This is a genomic window from Cellulosimicrobium sp. TH-20 (genome assembly GCF_002105775.1).
Taxonomy (GTDB): Bacteria; Actinomycetota; Actinomycetes; order Actinomycetales; family Cellulomonadaceae; genus Cellulosimicrobium; species Cellulosimicrobium funkei.
On sequence record NZ_CP020857.1, the window covers coordinates 1,142,115 to 1,160,293 of the forward strand.

Sequence of the window (18,179 nt, forward strand, 5' to 3'; positions counted from 1 at the left end):
CGATGACCGACGAGACCGTGACGCCCGACCCGCGGACGGCCCGCGACGCGACGCCGCCCGGGAGGGCCGTGCTGCTCCTGCGCCCGGTCGGGTACCTCGCCGTCGGGCTCGTGGGGACGGCCGTCGGGATCGCCCTCCTGGGCCTGTACCTCGCGCCCGCGGCGTACGGGGTGCTCGCGCCGCCGGCGGACCAGGAGCCCTGGGCCGAGCTCGTCGCGTCGCCCGGTGCCGAGCTCGGGCGGCTCGCGGTCGTCGCGCCGGTCGCCGTGGCGCTCGCCGGCCCGGTCGCGTGGTACTTGTCGTGCGCCGTCTGGCCGCTCGCCGCGCTGGCGTTCGTGCACGCCGGGCGGGCGCTGCGGGCGTCGTCCCGGGACGACCGGCTGTCGTTCACGAGCCGGGTCGCGCCGGGCACGATGCTCGGGCCGCCCGTGCCCGGGCCGCTCCCCGTGCCCCTTCAGCCGCAGCGGCGCTCGCGGCTCACGGACACCCTCGTGCGCTTCGCCGTCTGCGGCTGGCACCCCGACCGCCGCGAGGCCGGGGCCGCGGTGCCGGCCGGCGTCGCGTGGGTGCTCGCGAGCGCGGGGGCATCGACGGCGCTGCCGCCCGGCTGGCGGGTCGTGCTCGTCGTGGCCGCGGTCCCGTTCGCCGCGTGGTCCGAGGTGGCCCTGCGGCGCCGGTGGGTCTGGCGGTTCCACCGCGAGCGCGTGCGCGCGGCGCGGCGCGAGCGGTGGCTCGAGCGCCACGCCGACGGGTACGTGATGCGCGACGGCCCGCGCGTCGTCCGGTCGCGCCCGCAGTCGGCCGAGCACCGGGAGCGCGTGGAGGCGGAGCGCGCCGCGGCCCGCGCCGAGCAGGACCGCCTCACGAGCCTGACGAGCGACGCGATCGGCGAGCGCCGCGAGGCGGTGCTCCGCGCCCGCCGCGAACGCGAGCAGCACCAGAACGACCCCCCACGAGGAGACTGACCTCGCGAGGCCGCCGAGCATGGGGTCGTTGCCCGTCCGGCGTCGGGGACGGGCTGCGACCGCATGCTCGGCGGCGGGGGGTCAGACGGACTGCGGGCTGCCGCACTCCGCGCAGTAGCGCGCGGCCGCGGCGTTCTGGGTGCCGCACTCGCGGCACGCGGCCACCTGCGCCAGGCGCTCGCCGCACTCGGGGCAGAACTTGCCGCCGTCGACCTTCGCGCCGCACGCCGGGCACCGCGTGACGGCGGCCGTCCGCAGGTCCGCGCCGCCGACGAGGTCGGTCGTGCGGAGCTGCTCCTGGACCTGGTTCCGGCGGGCCTCGGCCTGGAGCTGGGCGAGCTCTTCCACCTGCTTGGGCGAGCAGCGCACGCACTGCCCCACGGCGTCGTTCCAGCAGACCTCGTGGCACATCCAGTCGCCGCACCCGTGGCACTGGCGGAACGCGTCGCGCACCTCGCCGACGGCGGCGTCGAGCGCCTTGTCCTTCGCCGACGAGTTGGTCTGGCGGTCCGCGGCCCACGACCCCGCCGCGTAGGAGAGGTCGGCGACCTTGCCCCCGAAGAACCGGCCCGCCGCCTGGACGAGGCTGCTGCCCTTCGCGACGACGTCCGTCCGGTAGGCGGAGCGGTAGCCGTTGCCGCAGCGCTCGCACCGGAACTCGAACTGGTAGCCCCCGGCGTTCGACAGGTCGCGGACGTTGTCGGTGAAGGCGATGGGCGTGCTCATGGCGGGGACCTCGGTGGGCTCGTGGGGTCGGCGTCCCCGCAGGCCAGGCCCGCGGGAGGGGGGAGTCATGGGGATCCCGTGACCGCTGCGATGCTACCCACCGACCCTCGCCGTCCTGACGGATCACCCGGGTGAAATCGGTCCGACCGCTGGCCGCCGAACGCCGAGCGGGCGGCGGGCGGGGGATCAGGGGCGGACGAGGCGGAGCGGGGCGTCGGCGGTGCGGACCGTCACGGTCTGGCCCCACGAGGCGACGAGGCGGTCGTCCTCCACGCCGTCGCCGAACACGACGAGCCGGTCCGAGGCGACGGTGAGCGCGACGTCGGCCCCCTCCTCGACGACGCCCTCGGTGAGCGAGACGCCCGTCGCGGGCGACGGCCACGCCTCGCGGACGAACCAGCCGAGCCGGTGCTCGGTGCGCCCCGGGGCCCGCCGTCCGCCGCGGTCGTGCGCGAGCGACGCCCACCAGCCGGTCGCGCCCGTGCCCGTCGCGACGAGCACGCCCGACGACGACTGCCGCTCCTCACCTGCGCCGCAGCGCAGCGTGTAGCGCGCGCTCTGGTGGCTGGGGTGACCGACGAACACCTCGTTGAGCGCGGTGAGGTGCTGGCCGTCGTCGAGGTCGGCGCGGACCATGGTGAGCGCGTCGACGGGCAGGAGCGCCACCCGGTCGGGCGCGCCGCCCGGCGCCTCGGTGTCGGCCCCGAGCCCGCGCAGGAGGGCCGTCGCCGCCGCGACCGGGTGCCGCACGAGCACGCCCGCGTTCACGCCGGGCTCCGGGTCGACGCCGAGGACCGGCTGGCCGTGCAGGTACTTCGCGACGTTCGCGACGAGGCCGTCCTGCCCTACGACCACCACCACGTCCTCGGGCGCGACGAGGAACCGCGACAGGTCCGCCCGCTCGACGTCGGCGCGCGCCCAGCCCGGGGCAGGGCGGCCACGACGGCGTCGCGCGCGGCCGCGAGGGCGTCGTGCCGCGCCTGCACCTCGGCCAGCGACCGGCCGCGCGACCGGAGGAAGAACTCCGCCTGGCCGCGCGTCCCGTGCCGGTCCAGCAGGTCGTCGAGCTCGGTCCGCCGGTGCACGACGACGGCGCGTCGTCGGAGCATCGTCAGGCCGCCTTCCCGGTCGCCGTGGCGGGCGACCCGCCGTCGGGGCCGAGCCCGCGCGCCAGGGTCGACAGCACCCCGGTGAGCAGGTCGGGCGTGATGGTGAGGTTCTGCACGTCCGGCAGCGACCCGGCGGCCTCGCGCAGCGCGAGCGCGAGGAGCGTGCCCTGCCCGGCGCTCGCGTACACGTCCATGCGGGCCTGCTCGGCGGCGGCCTCGGCCGCGCCGACGACCCGCACCTGCTCCGCCTTCGCGTCGGTCGCGAGCTGGGCGCGCTCGGCGGTCGCGCGGGCGTCGACGAGGGCGGCGGCCGCCTTCTCCTCGGCCTCGCGCCTCGCGTTCGCGCCCTCCTGGGCCACGAGGCGCTCGCGCCGGGTCGCGAGCTCGATCCTGCTCGCGAGCTCGTTCTCCGCGATCGCCCGCTCGCGCTCGACGGCGAGGGCCCGGCGCTCGTAGGTCGCGCGGTCGGCCTCGGCCTGCACGTGCTCGCGCGCGGGCGTCTGGAGCGCGCGCTCGACGTCCTTCTCCGGCCGGACGGCGAGCACCTGGACGCCGATGACGACGATGCCCGTCGTGGTGAGGCGCGGGTCGGTGGTCAGCGCCTCGGTGAGGACGTCGCGCACGCGCGGCACGCCGGTCGTCAGGGCGTCGGCGAGGGGCATCGCGGCGAGCGCGTCGGTGGCCCGGCTCTGCGCGAGGCGCCCGACGATGCTCGTCACCTGGTCGCGCCCCGCGGTGCTCGTCTCGCCGCTGCCGGGGTCGACCGCGAAGTCGAGGCGCTGCGAGACGGTCACCGGGTCGGCGAACCGGTACGTCACGCCGGCCTGCACGGTGACGTCCTGGTGGTCGGCGGTCACGGCGTGGAAGAAGACGGGGAGCTCCTGGTCGTCGACGGGGACCTCGGAGAGGACCGACGTCGTGGGCCGGAACCAGAACGCCTGACCGACGCCCTCGTGGGCAACCCGCCCGCGGCGCAGGTGCACGACGTGCCCGGTGGGGCTCCCGAGGAAGTGCCGCGTCCACGGGTAGGTGCGGATGGTGGCCATGGTCGTCTCCGATCTGTTTTCGTCAACCTGACGATAACGAGCGTAGGCCGCTGCGGAGGTTCTCGTCAACCTGACGCTAATGTGCGACGATGGGCCCATGACCGCACCCGCCGCACCGGCCCCCGACGTCCCGCCCGGCGCGGCCCTGCTGCCCGTCACGGTCGACGTCGTCGCGCTCACCGTGCGCGACGACGCGCTGCACGTGCTCCTCGTCGAGCGCGGCGTCGAGCCGTACCGCGGCGCGCTCGCGCTCCCCGGCGGGTTCGTGCTGCCGGGCGAGCGGCTCGCCCGCGCGGCGCGCCGCGAGCTCGCCGAGGAGACGGGCGTCCGGCCGCCCGGGCACCTGGAGCAGCTCCGTACCTACGGCCCGCTCGACCGCGACCCGCGCGGCCCGGTCCTCTCGGTCGCGTACCTCCTGCTCGCGCCCGAGTTCGGCGTCGTGCACGCCGGGTCCGACGCCGGGGGAGCGGCCTGGCACCCCGTCGAGCCCCTGCTCGGGGACGGGCCGGGGACCGGCCTCGCGTTCGACCACGCGCGGATCCTCGCCGACGGCGTCGAGCGGGCCCGCGCCAAGCTCGAGTACTCCGCGCTCGCGACGGCGTTCTGCCCGCCCGAGTTCACCGTCGCCGACCTGCGGCGCGTCTACGAGGCCGTCTGGGGCGTGCGGCTGGACCCGCGGAACTTCTCCCGCAAGGCCACGACGACCGCGGGCTTCCTCGAGGACACGGGCCGCACGACGTCGGGCGGGACCGGGCGGCCCGCGGCGCTCTACCGGGCGGCGCGCCCGGCGCCGGGCCCGCAACCGGGCGCCGGACCCGACGCCGCCGCGGCCGACGCCGCCGCGACCGACGCCGCCGCGGCCGAGACCGTCGCACCCGACCCGGACGACGCCCCGGCGAGCGTGCCCGCGGTGCTCGACCCGCCCCTCATGCGCCCGCGCCGCTGACCGCGCGGCCCGGCCCGGCATCGGTGTCCCGCGCCGACGGCCCACGCCGGGGGAGTTCTCCCCCTCGACAGCGCCGCCCCGCTGAGTACGCTCGCGCGCATGTCGACGTACAGCTCCTGGCGCAGCGACCAGGGCAACATGCGGGCCCTGTCCGACGAGCTCGCCGCCCAGGCCGCGATGGCGCGGTCCCGCGAGGCGTCGCTCCACCGCCGCCTGCGGTCGCTCGAGGGCGACCTGTCGAGCCGCGTCGAGGTGCTGACCCGCCTCGTCAACGCGCTCATCGAGCTCGGCGAGGTCCGCGAGGAGCTCGCGCTCTTCACGCCCGCGCGCCGCGCCCGCGACGCGGCGCGCGCCCTCACGAGCGCCGTCGTCACGGGGGAGGGCGACGTGTCGCACCTGCGGCGCTCCCCGGACCTCGTGGACGTGCTCGGCTACTGGCTCGTGCCCGCCGCGCTCGCGGTCGCCGAGCTCCCCGCCGGGCGGCTCGACCGGGAGGCCGCCGAGGAGGCCCTGCTGCGCGACCGCCGTCGTGCCGCGACGTACCTCGTCGCGGTGTGCGCGCTCGTCGGGCAGCCGGGACTCGCGCGCGAGTGGGTGCCGGGGGTGCTCGACGCGCCCGTCCTGCCCGCCGCGGGCTGGGGGAGCGCCGACGGCGCCCCCGAGCCGTCGCCGGGCGCGGGCGAGGGGCCGGACGAGGTGGGCGTCACCGGGGCCGAGCGCGCGCTGTGGGTCGCGGCGGCGGCCGGTCACCTCGGCGGTGACGGGGTCGAGGTCGTGCGTCGCGCGCTCGCGGAGCGGGTCGCGCTGCTCGACGACGACGCGCGCGCCCGCTGGCGGGCCCGGCTCCTGGAGGCGGCGCCGTCGCTGCCCGAGCCGCCCGCCGACGGCGCGGCCTGGGGCAGCCCCGAGGCCGCGGGGGACGTGGCGGGGGCGCGCCGTCGGGCCGCCGCCCCCGACGCGCTCCCGCTCCTGCGGTCGTGGACGGCGTGGTCGCGCGCGCTCGTGGCGGGGGAGGTCGCGGTGCCCGCGCCGGACCCCGGACCCCTCCCGGCCGGGACCCCCGAGGCGCCCGGCGCGGCGCTGCTCCACGTCGTCGCGTCGCTCGTGGACGAGGGGGCGCCCGTGGAGCGCGAGCTCCTGGACCGGGCGGCGCTGCTCGACGAGCGCGTGGGGCGAGCGCCCCGCGAGGACGGGCCCGGGTGGGACGCCCCGGCGGGGACGCTCGTCGACCTGCTCGTCGAGGACGCCCGCGGGACCGACCCCGGGCGTGCGGCGCTCGCGGGCCCGCTCGTCGCCGAGGAGCTGCGGGCCGCGACCCACGCGCGGGCCGCGGAGCTCGCGGCGGCGCCCGCCCCGTCGCGCGAGCTGCGCCTCGGGGGTCGCACCGTGACGGTCACGCCGACCGAGGACGGCGCCGCACCGGCCGCGACGGCCCGCGCGGAGCTCCTCGCGCAACCGGTGGACGGCGTGTCGTGGGGCGCCGTCGGCGGGACCGCCGCGGTCGCGGCGCTCGGCGTCGTGCTCGGCCTCGCCGCCTCGCCGGCGTGGTTCACGGTGGCCGTCGTCGCGGCCGGCCTCGCCGCGTGGCAGTGGTTCGCGGGGGAGCGGCGGGCACGCGACCAGCGCGCCGAGGCGCAGGCCCGCGCGGACCGGTTCGACGCCGACCTCGCCGAGGCGCGCACCGCCGTGGCCGCGTCCGCGGAGCGCGCGCGGACCCAGCGCGAGGCCGTCGCGACCGTCGTCGCGGACCTCGACGACACCCTCGCCGAGCTCGCCGCCCGAACCCCGGCCTGACGCGGGCGGACGGCCGCGCCGGGCCCGCCCGATGCGGCCGCGCCAGGGGCCGTCCGCCCCCGCTCCCGGGCCGTCCGGCCCGGGAGCGGACGGGCCCCTCCGGCGTTCGAACGAGGGCTTCGAACGCCGGATGAACTGTCGGTGAACAGTGGCGGAAGAATCCACAGGATGGTCGAGCGCGCGGCGGTCGTGACCGCACCATGGACGACGTGACCGAGACGCTCCTGCTGGTGCTCGTCGTCGTGACCGCACTGGCCTTCGACTTCACCAACGGCTTCCACGACACGGGCAACGCGATGGCCACGTCCATCGCCACCAAGGCCCTCAAGCCCAAGACCGCCGTCGCCCTCTCCGCCGTCCTCAACATGGTCGGGGCGTTCCTCTCCCTGGCCGTCGCGGCGACCATCGCGAAGGGTCTGGTCGACGCCGACGTCATCACCCTCGAGGTCGTCCTCGCGGGACTCGTGGGCGGCATCACCTGGAACCTCCTGACCTGGTTGCTCGGCATCCCGTCGAGCTCGTCGCACGCCCTCATCGGCGGCGTCGTGGGCTCCGTGCTCGCGGCAGTCGGCACGCAGGGCGTCATCTGGAGCGGCGTCGCCGCCAAGGTGCTCATCCCCGCGCTGCTCGCCCCGCTCATCGCGGTCGGCGTCGCGAGCGTCGGCACGTGGGCCGTGGCCCGCCTCACGCGCGACGTCCCCGAGGACGTCTCCACGCGGGCGTTCCGCTGGGGCCAGGTCGGCTCCGCGTCGCTCGTCTCGCTCGCGCACGGCACCAACGACGCGCAGAAGTCGATGGGCATCATCCTGCTCGCGCTCATCGCGGCGGGCGCCGTCCCGGCCGACTCGAGCGTGCCGTTCTGGGTCATCCTGTCCTGCGCGTTCTTCATGGCCCTCGGCACCTACCTGGGCGGCTGGCGGATCATCCGCACGCTCGGCAAGGGCCTCGTCGAGATCGACACCCGCCAGGGCATGGCGGCCGAGACGTCGTCCGCCGCGGTCATCCTCATGTCGGGCCTCTTCGGCTACTCGCTCTCGACGACGCACGTCGCCACCGGTTCGATCCTCGGCTCGGGCGTCGGGATGCCCGGCGCGAAGGTCCGCTGGGGCGTCGCGGGCCGCATGCTCGCCGCGTGGGGCCTCACGCTCCCGGCCGCCGGTCTCGTCGGCGCGGCCTGCTACGGCATCCAGCACGGCATCGGGGGCACCGCCGGGACGGTCGTCGTGTTCGCGATCCTCGTCGGCTCCTCGCTGGCCATCTGGATCGCCTCGCGCCGCAAGCCCGTCGACCACACGAACGTCAACGACGCCTGGGAGGAGGGCGCGGTGGACGCCGGGCTCGAGTCCGAGGTCGTCGAGGCGCGCGAGGCCGCGCTCGAGCGTCGTCTCGACGTCGCCGACCCGTTCACCGATGCCGCGCCCGCCCCGGCGCCGACCACCCCGACCACGCCCGCCTCGCGCCAGCGCGCGGGCGTCTGACCGGCAGCCCGGAGGAGAGAACCGTGTTCGTCGAGATCGACTCGCTGCTCAAGGTCGTCGTCGCCGGCCTCGTGGTCGGCGCGGGCCTGCCCGCCCTGTTCGCCCTGGGGGTCCGGCTCGCCGCCGGGCGCGCCGTGCCCGTCGAGGTCGGCACCCCGGACGGCCGCTTCACGTCCGACGGCCGCACGGTGCGCGTCGAGCGCGCGACCCGCCCCCGTCAGGTCGGCGCCGTCGTGTGCTTCGCCGTCGTGGTCGTCGCGATCGCCGTCGGCATCGCGTTCGTCGCGGGCGGGGGCCACTGACCCGGGACCACACGCTCCGCTGAGTGCAGGAAGAAGTCGCGGTCGGACGTTCCGGCCGCGACGTCTTGCTGCGCCCGGCGGGTGGGGGTCAGGCGGAGTCGCGGACCACGAGGTGCGGCTCGAACAGGACCGAGCGCGCGTCGGCGTCCGGGTCGTCGATCGCGGCGAGCAGGAGCCGCGCCATCTCGGCCGCCATCTCCTCGACAGGCTGCCGGACCGTCGTGAGCGGCGGGTGGGCCTGGCGCGCGACCGTCGAGTCGTCGAAGCCGACGACGGCCACGTCCTGCGGGACGCGGCGGCCCGCCTCCTGCAGGACGAGCGACGCGCCGTCGGCCATGAGGTCGCTCGCGCCGAACACGCCGTCGACGTCCGGTCGCGCGGCGAGCAGCTCGCGCGCCGCGGCCTCCCCGCCCGCGCGGGTGAAGTCGCCCTCCACGACGAACGGCTCCGCGAGCCCGGCGGCCCGTACCGCCGCGAGGAAGCCGTCGCGGCGTCCCCGCGCGAACGGCACGTCCGACGGGCCGGCGACGGTCGCGAGGCGCGTGCGGCCGTCCGCGATCAGACGCTCGGCGGCGATCCGGCCGCCGGCCGCCTGGTCGAGGTCGACCCAGCTCACGCCGGCCGCCTCGTCGACCCCGTCGAGGTGCGTCGACAGCACGACCGGCACGGTGAGCGCGGCGAACCGTGCCGGCAGCGGGTCGCTCGCGCTCGACGTGATGAGCAGGACGCCGTCGACGTGCCCCTGCCGCACGTAGCGCACGACCTGGTCGTGCGCGGGCGGGTCCGCGGGCAGGATCGCGAGGTGGATGTCGCGCGGGCGCAGCACCTGCTGCGCGCCCGCGGTCACGCGCCCGATGTACGGGTCGGTGAACAGCCGCTCAAGGAACGGGCTCGGGGAGCGCTGCTCCGACGGCTCGGACACGACGAGCGCGACCGACCCCGTGCGCCGGGTGACGAGCGTCCGGGCGGCGAGGTTGGGGACGTAGCCCGTCTCGTCGATCGCCCGCTCGACGACCGCCACGATCGCCGGGTCCACCGTCGGCACGCCGTTGATCACGCGGGACACCGTGGCGCGGGAGACGCCCGCGACGGCCGCGACGGCCTCGAGCGTCGGGCGGGGAGCGGGGCGACGGGCAGCCATGCGGTCAGTTATACCGCCGGGCCGTGCGCTCAGCGCAGCCGCTCCTTCGCCGCGAGCACGCGCAGCACGGCCGCGTCGACCTGCGCGGCGAACGCGTCGTCGCTCGACGCGCGCTCGACGACGGCCGCCACCATGGGCTCGACGACGCTCGGGTCCGCGGACGCCAGCACCATGTCGCCGCCCGCGGCGATCGTCAGGACGGCGCGGTCCGCGGGCGACCAGGCCTGCACCTGCTGCGCGGCGGACACGTCGTCGGTGAGGACGACGCCGTCGAACCCCAGGTCGCCCCGCAGCATCCCGTCCACGACGACGGGCGAGAAGGCCGCGGGGAGCGTCCCGTCGATCTGCGGGTAGACGGCCGTGGAGGTCATGACGAACGCCGCGCCGGCCTCGATGCCCGACGCGAAGACGGCGACCGACGCGTCGTCGCGCGTCGTCACGTCGTCGGTGACCCCGGCGTCGGTGTCGGTGTTCTCGGTGACGCGGCCGAGCCCGGGGAAGTGCTTGATCGTCACGTCCACGCCCGACGCCTCCATCCCGGCGCTGAACGCGTTCGCGTGCGACGTGACCGAGTCCGGCGTGAACCCGTAGCTGCGCTGGAAGGCCCCGATCGGCGGGTTCTGCGCGGCCGTCCCCTCGGGCACGAGGTCCATCACGGGCGCGAGGTTGAGGTTCACGCCTGCCGCGGCGAGCTCGGCGCCCCACGTGGTCGCGTCGGCCTGGAGCGTCGCCGGGTCGAGCCGGGCCTGGTCGGTCGCCGCCGGGATCTGCGAGAACCCGGGCCCGCGCAGCACCTGGACCTTCCCGCCCTCCTGGTCCGTCGCGACGAACAGCGGGGTGCCGTTCGTCGTCTCCGGGGAGACGAGCGCCGTGAAGCCCGCGACGAGGTCCGCCGTCGGGCCGGTCCCGGCCTGCGAGCGGCCCGCGAGGAACACGTTGCCCACGTGCAGGCGCGAGACGGCGTCGTAGCTCACCTGCTGCGGGTCCCGAACGTCGACCCCGACCATGAAGAGCTGCCCCACCTTCTGCTCGAGCGTCCACCCGGCCAGGGGGTCCTCGGGCGGGGTGGACGGCGTCGGCGACGTGCCCGACGGCGTCGGGTCGGCCGGGGCGGACGGCGTGCCCGACGGCGGGGCCTGCGGCGCGGGGGCGGGCCGCGTGAGGTACCAGGCGACGGCCGCCACGGCGGCGAGCGCGGTCACGACGGCGACGACGATCCAGGTGGTCCGGGCACGAGCGGTCACAGGCGACACCTCCGACGCCACGGTAGCCCGACGGCCGCGGAGGGGGCCGTCCCGGGCGATCCCGCGACCCCCGGGGGGTATGACCGACGCCACCACCGGGTTCGCGTCATGATCGGCGTCCCGGCGCGTCTCCTGGGTGACATGGCGTCCTGGCCTCGCGGCCGCGGGGCGCACCCCCCGAACCTGGAGCCCGGCAATGACCCCTCGCCCACCCTCCCTCCGCGTCGCACCCGGACGCCTGCGCAGAGCGGTCGCGGCGCTCGTCGCCGCCGTGCTCGCCCTGGCCGGCGCCGTCGTCCTCGTCTCGGGGCCGCAGGCGCGCCCGGCGTCCGCCGCGGTCGGGTCCTGCCCCGCGCCGGGGGACATGCCGAACGTCGGCCAGACGCCGCCGCTGTTCACGGACACGAACGTCACGGTGTGGACCGGGGGCGACTACCTCGCCACGGCGAGCGCCGCGGAGTCGGAGGGGCTGCTCGTCGTCGCGGGGGAGGCGACGATCGACGGCCCCGGGAACTTCAGCATCGGCGCGGTCGGAGCGGGCTCGCAGATCACGCCGCCGGACGGTGCGGTGATGCTCGCCGTCGGGGGCGGCCTGGAGATCGGGCCGGAGACGAGCGTCACCGTCGGCTCGACGCTGCCGACCGGCGGCGCCGTGAACGTCGGTGCCGCGGTCACGGGCGGCGGGTCGCTCTCGACCGCCGGGACGACGCCGGGCGCGGACGCCCCGGTCACGCAGGGCATGGGTGCGGCGGCCCTCGGCGAGTGGGCCGGGTACGGTGCCGTCGTCGCCGACGCGTCGGCGACGATCGCCGGGTGGCCCGCGACCGCGGCGGGCGTCGTGTCGGGGACCCGGGTGACCTTCACCGGCTCCGGCACCGCCGACCCGCAGGTGTTCACCGTCGACGCCGCGCAGCTCGCGGGCGTCCGCGAGGTCGTCTTCGCGAACGTGCCGGACGACGTCGCGATCGCGATCAACGTGACCGGTGACGCTCCGGTGAGCATGAGCCCCAACTACTGGGAGGGCAACGGCTCGCCGTTCATCAACGACTTCAACTCCAACCCGGGCTTCGGCAACTGGGCCGCGCGCATCCTGTGGAACTTCGCGTCCACGCCGGACCTCGCGCTCGGCCGGGCCGACCAGTTCCTCGGCACGATCGTCGCGCCGGTCGCGGACGCGACGATCACGACGAGCACGAACGGCCGCGTCCTCGTGGGCGGGAACCTCACGTTCGGCGACCCGAGCGTGACCGGCGGGCTCGAGATGCACAGCTATCCGTGGATCGGGCCCGGCCCGTTCGACTGCACCGGGGGCGCGAGCTTCGCCGTGCAGAAGACCGTGACGGGCGAGGCGGCCGCGGACGTGCCCGCGGGCACGACGTTCCAGGTGGAGTACACCTACGAGCAGCCCGACGGCGTCACCGGGGGCGACACGCTCACGGTCCCGATCAGCGGAGCTCTGCTGAACGGGCCGACCCTGCCGGAGGGCACGGTCGTCACGGTCCGCGAGACGAACCTGCCGTCGGTGGCGGGCGTCGAGTGGGGCACGCCGGTGATCCGCGTGGACGGCGAGCCGCTCGGCGACCCGGCGCAGTTCACCGTCGCCGCGGGCCGCACGGTCACGGTCACCGTGGTGAACACGGCGAACGCCGGCGGCGGGACCACCGCCGTGGGCGGCTTCACGGTGGCGAAGGTCCTCGCCGGGGACGCCCTCGGCCTCGTCCCGGCGGACACCGCGTTCCTCGTCGAGTGGGAGGCCACGCTGCCGCAGGGCGCGACGTACGACGGCGACCTTACCGGCACCCTGACCGTGCTCGCGGACGGCGCCGTGGTGGCCGGGCCCGCCGACCTGCCGGTCGGCACGACGGTGACGTTCACCGAGCGGCTGCCGCTCCCGGTGGTCGACGGCGTCGCGTGGGGCGACCCGGTCGTGAGCCCGGCCGGGCCGGTGACGGTCGTCGAGGGCGCGACGGGCGTCGCGGTGACGGTCACCAACGTCGCGGATCCCGTCGTCGGCGGGTTCGCGGTCCGCAAGGCCGTCGAGGGCTCCGCCGCGGGCGACGTCCCGGCGGGCACCGCGTTCCTCGTCGACTGGACCGCGACCGTCCCCACGGACGTCGCCTACGACGGCCCGACCACGGGCACGCTCACGGTGCGCGCCGACGGCACGCTCGTGAGCGGTCCGGCGGACCTGCCGGTCGGCACGGTCGTGACGCTCGCGGAGCAGCAGCCGCTGCCCGCGGTCGACGGCGTCGTGTGGGGCGTCCCGTCGTTCGACCCGGGGCCGTCGGTGACGGTGGTCGAGGGCGCGGCCGTCGAGGTCACGCTGACGAACACCGCGGAGGCGGTGCAGGAGGTCGGCGGGTTCGCCGTCCAGAAGACCGTCGCGGGCGGCGCGGCCGGCGCCGTCCCGGGCGGCACGGAGTTCGTCGTCGACTGGACGGCGGAGCTCCCCGAGGGGGCCGAGCACGCGGGGGAGACGCAGGGCACGCTCACCGTCCGCGCCGACGGCACGGTCGACGCGGGGCCGCAGGACCTCCCGGCGGGGACCGTCGTGCGCTTCGCCGAGCGGCAGCCGCTGCCGACGGTCCCCGGGGTTACGTGGGGCGAGCCGGTGTTCTCGCCCGCGACGGTGACCATCGGCGACGGCGACGCCGTCGCCGGCGTCGCGCTGACCAACCAGGCCGACGCGCTCGTCGGGGGCTTCTCCGTCGCGAAGACCGTCACGGGCGACCTCGCCGGGAGCGTGCCCCCGGGCACGGAGTTCTCGGTCGCGTGGTCCGCGGCGCTGCCCGCCGGGTTCACCCACGACGGCCCGGTCGCCGGGACGCTCACGGTGCGCGCCGACGGGACGGCCGTCGACGGCCCGCAGGACCTCCCGGTCGGGACGGTCGTGACGTTCACGGAGACCGACCTGCCCGAGGTGGGCGACGTCGTCTGGGGCGCGCCGGTGTTCTCGCCCGCGTCCGTCACGGTCGGTGACGGCGAGGACACGCTCGTCACGCTGACCAACACGACGCAGGACGTGGCCGCGGTCGGCGGGTTCTCCGTCGCGAAGGAGGTCGTGGGCGACCGCGCGGACCTCGTCCCCGCGGGGACGACATTCACGGTCACGTACGCGTACGAGCTCGAGGGCACGCCCGTGGGCGGCTCCGTCGAGGTCCCGGCCGACGGCACGGTCGTCGCAGGGCCGCAGAACCTCCCGGCCGGGACGGTCGTGACGTTCGGCGAGACGGACCTGCCCGCGGTCGACGGCGTCGAGTGGGGCACGCCCGTCTTCAGCCCGCCGACGCTCGTCGTCGGCGACGGGACGGACGCGCTGGTCACGGTGACGAACACGGCCGACCAGGCCGTGGGCGGTTTCTCCGTCGTGAAGGAGGTCGTGGGGGCCGCGGCGGGCTCGGTGCCGGCGAGCACCGAGTTCACCGTCCGCTACGCGTTCGACCGCGACGGCGAGCCCGTCACCGGCACGCTCACGGTGCGGGCCGACGGCCAGGTCGTCGACGGGCCGCAGGACCTTCCCGTGGGGACCGTCGTGCGGCTCACCGAGACCGACCTGCCGACGGTCCGCGGCGTCGACTGGGGCACGCCGGTGCTCACCGTCGGTGACGAGCGGGTGACCGAGGTGACGGTCGGTGCGGGCGCGCCGGTCGTCGTGACGCTGACGAACACCGCGTCGTCGGCCGGCGGCCTCGCGATCACGGGCGGGGACGTCGTCGCCGTGACGACGCTCGCGCTGCTGCTCGTCGGCACGGGCGCCGCGCTCCTCGCGGTCCGCGCTCGCCGCCGCCGCACCGCCTGACGCGCGGGGCGTCGTCGGGCCGGTGCCGGACGGACGACGGGCCGGTCACCTCCTCGCGGGGGTGACCGGCCCGTCGTCGTGCGGGGCGGGACGCGTCAGTCGTGGCCCGCGAGCGTCGCGAGCGCCTTCGTCCACAGGGCGTGGGCGCGCTCGGCGCGCTCGGCCGTCTCGATGTTGCGCTCGACGACGCGCACGAGCGTCCCGGAGTCGTCGGGCTCGAGCGTGATCGCGATGTCGTGGTAGCTCTGCGGCACGTCGGGCAGGCCCATGGTGGGCGAGAAGTGCGTGAAGTGCAGCAGGCGGGGGCGCTCGACGGCCACGACGGTGCCCCAGTCGGCGAACTCGCGGCCCATGTAGTGGCCCTCGAACGTCACGGGGCTCCCGGGCCGGAAGTCGGTCTCGATGTTCATGCCGAGCATCCAGCGGGCGCTCGGGTGCATGAGCTCGGCCCAGACGACCTGCGGGGGGCGGGCGACGTGGGTCTCGACGGTCGTGCTGTGCTCGGTCAGGGTGTGGTCGTTCACGGGTGTCTCCGGGGGCTGGGGGCTGGCTCCTGGGCCCGACGGTAGACCCTCCGGGGGGCACCGGCAGCCGGTAGGTTCGGCGCGTGACCCGACTCGTGCTCGTCCACGGCCGCGACAACCAGGGGCTCGACGCCGAGCAGCTCGACCGCACGTGGACCGAGGTCCTCGACGCGGGCCTCGCGGCGGCGGGCTCGGGCGTCGTCGTGCGCGACGCGGACACGGCGTTCGTCTACTACGGCGACACGCTCGCCGCGCTCGTCGGCGGTGCCGCGACGCCGCCGCCGGTCACCGTGCACGCGGTCGGCGCGCCGCGCGACGGGGACGCCCTTCTGTCCGCGGCCGAGGCCGCGGACGAGGCCGCGTTCGTGGCGGCCGTCGCCGAGGAGGTGCTGCGCGCCGCGGGCGCGACGGTGCCGGTGCGCCCGGAGGGTGCCGGGCCCGGTGGCGTGGAGGGAGACGTCGGCGCGTGGCTCAACCTGCTGCTGTCCGCGCTCGACCGGTCCGTGCCGGGCCTGAGCGGCGCCGTCGTCGCGCTGCTCGCGCGCGACGTCTGGGCGTACCTGCACGACGACGCCGTCCGCACGACGATCGACGACGCGCTCGCCGCCGCGATCCCGACGGACGGGCCCGCCGTCGTCGTCGCGCACTCGCTCGGGTCGGTCGTCGCCTACGCCGTGCTGCGCGAGCACCCCGACGCCGCGCGCTGGGACGTGCCGCTCCTGCTCACGCTCGGGTCCCCGCTCGCCGCCCGGGCGATCCGGGACGTCCTGGCCGCGCGCGCCCCGCTGCGCGTGCCGGCCCCCGTGCGGCGGTGGGTCGCGGCGCGCGACCCCCGGGACGCGCTCGCGCTGCACGGCCTCGGGCCGGCGGCGTTCCCGCTCGACCCGGCGTCGCCGGGGATCGAGGAGCTCGTCGTCGCGAACGCCGCGCCGGGCCACCACGCGGCGGCCGTCGTGCTCGACGGCGGGCGGCCCGCCGGCTACCTCGCCGTCCCCGAGGTCGCGCGCACCGTCGCGGACGCGCTCGACTCCTGAGAGCGTCGTCCCCGCGGGCGGGGGCGGCCCGGGTGCACGACGCCGGGCGGGCCCCCGGTCAGGAGACGCCGTGCAGACGCGCGTGCAGCGCGCGGACCTCCACCTCGAGCTCGTACGCGGGGCCACGCACGGCGACCCCGGGCGCGACGTCGCCGATCGCGAGCGGGCGCACCGGGCCCGGCGCGACGCCCCACTCCTCCAGCCACCCGACGAGCTGTGTCGTGCTCGCGGCGTAGACGACCGGGCCGAGGCCGACCCACGCGTGCGCCGCGCTGCACATCGCGCAGTGCTCGCCGGACGTGTAGACGACTGCGTCGCGCCGCTCCTCGGGGGTGAGGTGCGCGGCGGCCCAGCGGGCGATCTCGAGCTCGGGGTGCCGGGTCGCGTCGCCGTCCTTGACGCGGTTGCGGTCCTCGAACCGCACGACCCCGTCCCGGTCGACGAGGAGGGAGCCGAACGGCTCGTCGCCGTCGTCGAGCGCCTCGCGGGCCAGCTCGACGCAGCGGCGCAGGTGCACGAGGTCGTCGGCGGTCGGCTGGGGCAGGCTCTGGTCGCTCATGGCGTCATCCTCGCCCGGTCACGACGCGACCGCGAGGGCGGCTCGCACGTCCGCGACGAACCCGTCCACGTCGCCCGGGGTCGTGTCCCACGCGCACATCCACCGCACCTCGACGCGGTCGGGCGTCTCGCCCGACCCCCAGTCGTAGAACCGGTGCCGCTCGCGCAGGCGCGCGACCGCCGTGCGCGGGAGCGTCGCGAACACCGCGTTGACGAGCGTGGGCTGGGTGAAGGCGAGGCCCGACGCCGGGCCCGGGGCGGCGTCGTCGGGCCCGACGGCGGCCGGCACGACGACGTCCGCGAGCCCCGCGCGCAGCCGCGCGGCCATCGCGTTCGCGTGGCGGGCGTTGCGGAGCCAGAGCTCGTCGGCGTCGGCCACCTCGTCCACCTCGGCGACGACGTCGCCGACCGGCTCGAAGAGCGCGAGGAGCTGCGCGGAGACGTAGCGCATCTTCGACGCGAGCTGCATCGTCGACTTGCGCACGAACTCCACGCCGTCGACCGCGGACGGGTCGAGCACGACGACCGCCTCGCCGAGCGCGAGCCCGTTCTTGGTGCCGCCGAACGACAGCACGTCCACGCCCGCGTCGGTCGTCAGGGCGCGCAGCGGGACGCCGAGCGCCGCGGCGGCGTTCGCGAGCCGCGACCCGTCGAGGTGCACCCGCATGCCGCGGGCGTGCGCGGCGTCGGCCACCGCCCGGATCTCGTCGGCCGTGTAGAGGGTGCCGAGCTCGGTGGACTGCGTGAGCGACACGACGAGCGGCTGCGCGCGGTGCGGGTCGCCGAGGTCGCCCGCGAACCGCTCGACCGCCGCGGGCATGAGCTTCCCGTCGGGCGCCGGCACCGTGAGCACCTTGACGCCGCCCACCCGCTCGGGGGCGCCGTTCTCGTCCGTGTTGAGGTGCGCGTGCTCGGACGCCACGACGGCGCCCCAGCGGGGGAGCGTCGCCATGAGCGCGACGACGTTCGCGCCCGTGCCCGTGAGCACGGGGTACGCGGTGGCGTCGGGCCCGAACCGCGCGCGGACGGCGTCCTGCAGGCGCGCGGTCCACGGGTCCTCGCCGTACGAGATCTCGTGCCCGGCGCTCGCGGCGGCGAGCGCGGCGAGGACGTCGGGGTGGGCGGGGGAGTAGTTGTCCGAGGCGAACGAGGTCACGTGCCCAGCGTAGGTCGGCGGGGCGGCCCGGCCGCGCGCGAGCGGGCCGGGGCGCGCCTAGCGTCGAGGAGGGACGCGGTGCGCGTCCCGAGGACCGCGCGCAGCGCGCGAAGCACGGAGGTGCAGCGATGACCACGAACCCCGACCAGCCCGGCACGGGCCCGGGCTCCCCGGCGGAGCCGACGGTGGAGCCGCCCAAGTCGCCCGGCCCGCCCCCGGACCCCTCGGAGCCGCCGCACGACCCGAGCCACACCGACCCGGTCCCCGGCGGACCGGCCGACCCGTCGCCCGACGTCCCCGACCGGCCGTCGTCGCCGGGCCGGCCCGTCGGCCCCGACGAGCCGACCCACGGCTGAC

The 18,179-nt window shown here is 76.9% G+C and carries 17 protein-coding genes; 8 read left to right on the forward strand and 9 right to left on the reverse strand.

The genetic code is table 11. The features are described 5' to 3' along the window. Positions 1 to 2: 2 nt before the first annotated feature. The gene (locus B8281_RS05160) at positions 3 to 965 is read left to right on the forward strand and encodes a hypothetical protein (protein ID WP_085387117.1); all 963 of its coding nucleotides are present in this window, start codon (positions 3 to 5) and stop codon (positions 963 to 965) included. Between the two features lie 81 nt (positions 966 to 1,046). Here the strand turns inward: B8281_RS05160 and B8281_RS05165 are convergent, their stop codons facing one another. The 4 genes from B8281_RS05165 to B8281_RS05175 all read right to left on the reverse strand — a co-directional run bounded on the left by B8281_RS05165 (position 1,047) and on the right by B8281_RS05175 (position 3,846). Continuing rightward, on the reverse strand, positions 1,047 to 1,691 hold the full coding sequence (locus B8281_RS05165; protein WP_198163151.1) for a zinc ribbon domain-containing protein: 645 nt from the start codon (positions 1,689 to 1,691) through the stop codon (positions 1,047 to 1,049). A 186-nt stretch (positions 1,692 to 1,877) separates the two neighbouring features. Continuing rightward, entirely contained in the window at positions 1,878 to 2,546 is a 669-nt protein-coding gene (locus B8281_RS05170; RefSeq protein WP_232322681.1) for a hypothetical protein, read from the reverse strand. Next, a complete protein-coding gene (locus tag B8281_RS19730) occupies positions 2,537 to 2,800 on the reverse strand; it encodes a hypothetical protein (RefSeq protein ID WP_228485121.1) in 264 nt (87 codons plus the stop codon). The genes B8281_RS05170 and B8281_RS19730 overlap by 10 nt, the downstream gene beginning before the upstream one ends. 2 nt (positions 2,801 to 2,802) lie before the next feature. After that, the gene (locus tag B8281_RS05175) at positions 2,803 to 3,846 is read right to left on the reverse strand and encodes an SPFH domain-containing protein (RefSeq protein WP_043658139.1); all 1,044 of its coding nucleotides are present in this window, start codon (positions 3,844 to 3,846) and stop codon (positions 2,803 to 2,805) included. A gap of 97 nt (positions 3,847 to 3,943) precedes the next feature. Here B8281_RS05175 and B8281_RS05180 point away from each other — a divergent pair, with 97 nt between their 5' ends. From B8281_RS05180 to B8281_RS05195, 4 genes are all read left to right on the forward strand, one after another. Next, entirely contained in the window at positions 3,944 to 4,792 is an 849-nt protein-coding gene (locus tag B8281_RS05180) for an NUDIX domain-containing protein (protein WP_085387118.1), read from the forward strand. 99 nt (positions 4,793 to 4,891) lie between these two features. Continuing rightward, positions 4,892 to 6,586 carry a hypothetical protein gene (locus B8281_RS05185; protein ID WP_085387119.1) on the forward strand — a complete coding sequence of 565 codons (1,695 nt, stop codon included), beginning with the start codon at positions 4,892 to 4,894 and terminating at the stop codon, positions 6,584 to 6,586. Between the two features lie 200 nt (positions 6,587 to 6,786). Continuing rightward, positions 6,787 to 8,064 (forward strand): inorganic phosphate transporter, encoded by a 1,278-nt coding sequence (locus B8281_RS05190; protein WP_081600229.1) that lies wholly within the window; start codon positions 6,787 to 6,789, stop codon positions 8,062 to 8,064. 23 nt (positions 8,065 to 8,087) lie between these two features. Then, a complete protein-coding gene (locus tag B8281_RS05195; RefSeq protein WP_034654462.1) occupies positions 8,088 to 8,366 on the forward strand; it encodes a hypothetical protein in 279 nt (92 codons plus the stop codon). A gap of 88 nt (positions 8,367 to 8,454) precedes the next feature. On the opposite strand, the gene B8281_RS05200 is transcribed toward B8281_RS05195, so the two are convergent. Together B8281_RS05200 and B8281_RS05205 are read right to left on the reverse strand one after the other, a co-directional pair. After that, positions 8,455 to 9,507, reverse strand: a complete 1,053-nt coding sequence (locus tag B8281_RS05200) for a LacI family DNA-binding transcriptional regulator (protein ID WP_085387120.1) — start codon at positions 9,505 to 9,507, stop codon at positions 8,455 to 8,457. A 29-nt stretch (positions 9,508 to 9,536) separates the two neighbouring features. Beyond that, complete coding sequence (locus B8281_RS05205; protein WP_369824940.1) at positions 9,537 to 10,751, reverse strand: glycoside hydrolase family 3 N-terminal domain-containing protein; 1,215 nt, start codon at positions 10,749 to 10,751, stop codon at positions 9,537 to 9,539. Between the two features lie 196 nt (positions 10,752 to 10,947). Here B8281_RS05205 and B8281_RS05210 point away from each other — a divergent pair, with 196 nt between their 5' ends. Further along, a complete protein-coding gene (locus tag B8281_RS05210) occupies positions 10,948 to 14,550 on the forward strand; it encodes a DUF5979 domain-containing protein (protein ID WP_085387121.1) in 3,603 nt (1,200 codons plus the stop codon). Positions 14,551 to 14,645: 95 nt separating this feature from the next. On the opposite strand, the gene B8281_RS05215 is transcribed toward B8281_RS05210, so the two are convergent. Next, positions 14,646 to 15,074 (reverse strand): SRPBCC domain-containing protein, encoded by a 429-nt coding sequence (locus B8281_RS05215; RefSeq protein WP_232322684.1) that lies wholly within the window; start codon positions 15,072 to 15,074, stop codon positions 14,646 to 14,648. Positions 15,075 to 15,157: 83 nt separating this feature from the next. Between B8281_RS05215 and B8281_RS05220 the strand changes: the two genes are divergently transcribed. Then, a complete protein-coding gene (locus B8281_RS05220; protein WP_085387122.1) occupies positions 15,158 to 16,108 on the forward strand; it encodes a hypothetical protein in 951 nt (316 codons plus the stop codon). 58 nt (positions 16,109 to 16,166) lie between these two features. On the opposite strand, the gene B8281_RS05225 is transcribed toward B8281_RS05220, so the two are convergent. Further along, entirely contained in the window at positions 16,167 to 16,667 is a 501-nt protein-coding gene (locus B8281_RS05225) for a nucleoside deaminase (protein ID WP_085387123.1), read from the reverse strand. An 18-nt stretch (positions 16,668 to 16,685) separates the two neighbouring features. After that, positions 16,686 to 17,822: a low specificity L-threonine aldolase gene (locus tag B8281_RS05230; RefSeq protein WP_085387124.1), complete on the reverse strand. Its 1,137-nt coding sequence runs from the start codon at positions 17,820 to 17,822 to the stop codon at positions 16,686 to 16,688. A gap of 128 nt (positions 17,823 to 17,950) precedes the next feature. Here B8281_RS05230 and B8281_RS05235 point away from each other — a divergent pair, with 128 nt between their 5' ends. After that, positions 17,951 to 18,178 carry a hypothetical protein gene (locus B8281_RS05235; RefSeq protein WP_051876683.1) on the forward strand — a complete coding sequence of 76 codons (228 nt, stop codon included), beginning with the start codon at positions 17,951 to 17,953 and terminating at the stop codon, positions 18,176 to 18,178. The last annotated feature ends 1 nt before the right edge of the window (position 18,179 follow it).

Coding starts and splice junctions, on each gene's coding strand:
- B8281_RS05190 (WP_081600229.1), top strand. CDS start 6,787: ATGGACGACGTGACCGAGACGCTCCTGCTGGTGCTCGTCGTCGTGACC.
- B8281_RS05185 (WP_085387119.1), top strand. CDS start 4,892: ATGTCGACGTACAGCTCCTGGCGCAGCGACCAGGGCAACATGCGGGCC.
- B8281_RS05165 (WP_198163151.1), bottom strand. CDS start 1,691: ATGAGCACGCCCATCGCCTTCACCGACAACGTCCGCGACCTGTCGAAC.
- B8281_RS05200 (WP_085387120.1), bottom strand. CDS start 9,507: ATGGCTGCCCGTCGCCCCGCTCCCCGCCCGACGCTCGAGGCCGTCGCG.
- B8281_RS05175 (WP_043658139.1), bottom strand. CDS start 3,846: ATGGCCACCATCCGCACCTACCCGTGGACGCGGCACTTCCTCGGGAGC.
- B8281_RS05235 (WP_051876683.1), top strand. CDS start 17,951: ATGACCACGAACCCCGACCAGCCCGGCACGGGCCCGGGCTCCCCGGCG.
- B8281_RS05160 (WP_085387117.1), top strand. CDS start 3: ATGACCGACGAGACCGTGACGCCCGACCCGCGGACGGCCCGCGACGCG.
- B8281_RS05225 (WP_085387123.1), bottom strand. CDS start 16,667: ATGAGCGACCAGAGCCTGCCCCAGCCGACCGCCGACGACCTCGTGCAC.
- B8281_RS05210 (WP_085387121.1), top strand. CDS start 10,948: ATGACCCCTCGCCCACCCTCCCTCCGCGTCGCACCCGGACGCCTGCGC.
- B8281_RS05180 (WP_085387118.1), top strand. CDS start 3,944: ATGACCGCACCCGCCGCACCGGCCCCCGACGTCCCGCCCGGCGCGGCC.
- B8281_RS19730 (WP_228485121.1), bottom strand. CDS start 2,800: ATGCTCCGACGACGCGCCGTCGTCGTGCACCGGCGGACCGAGCTCGAC.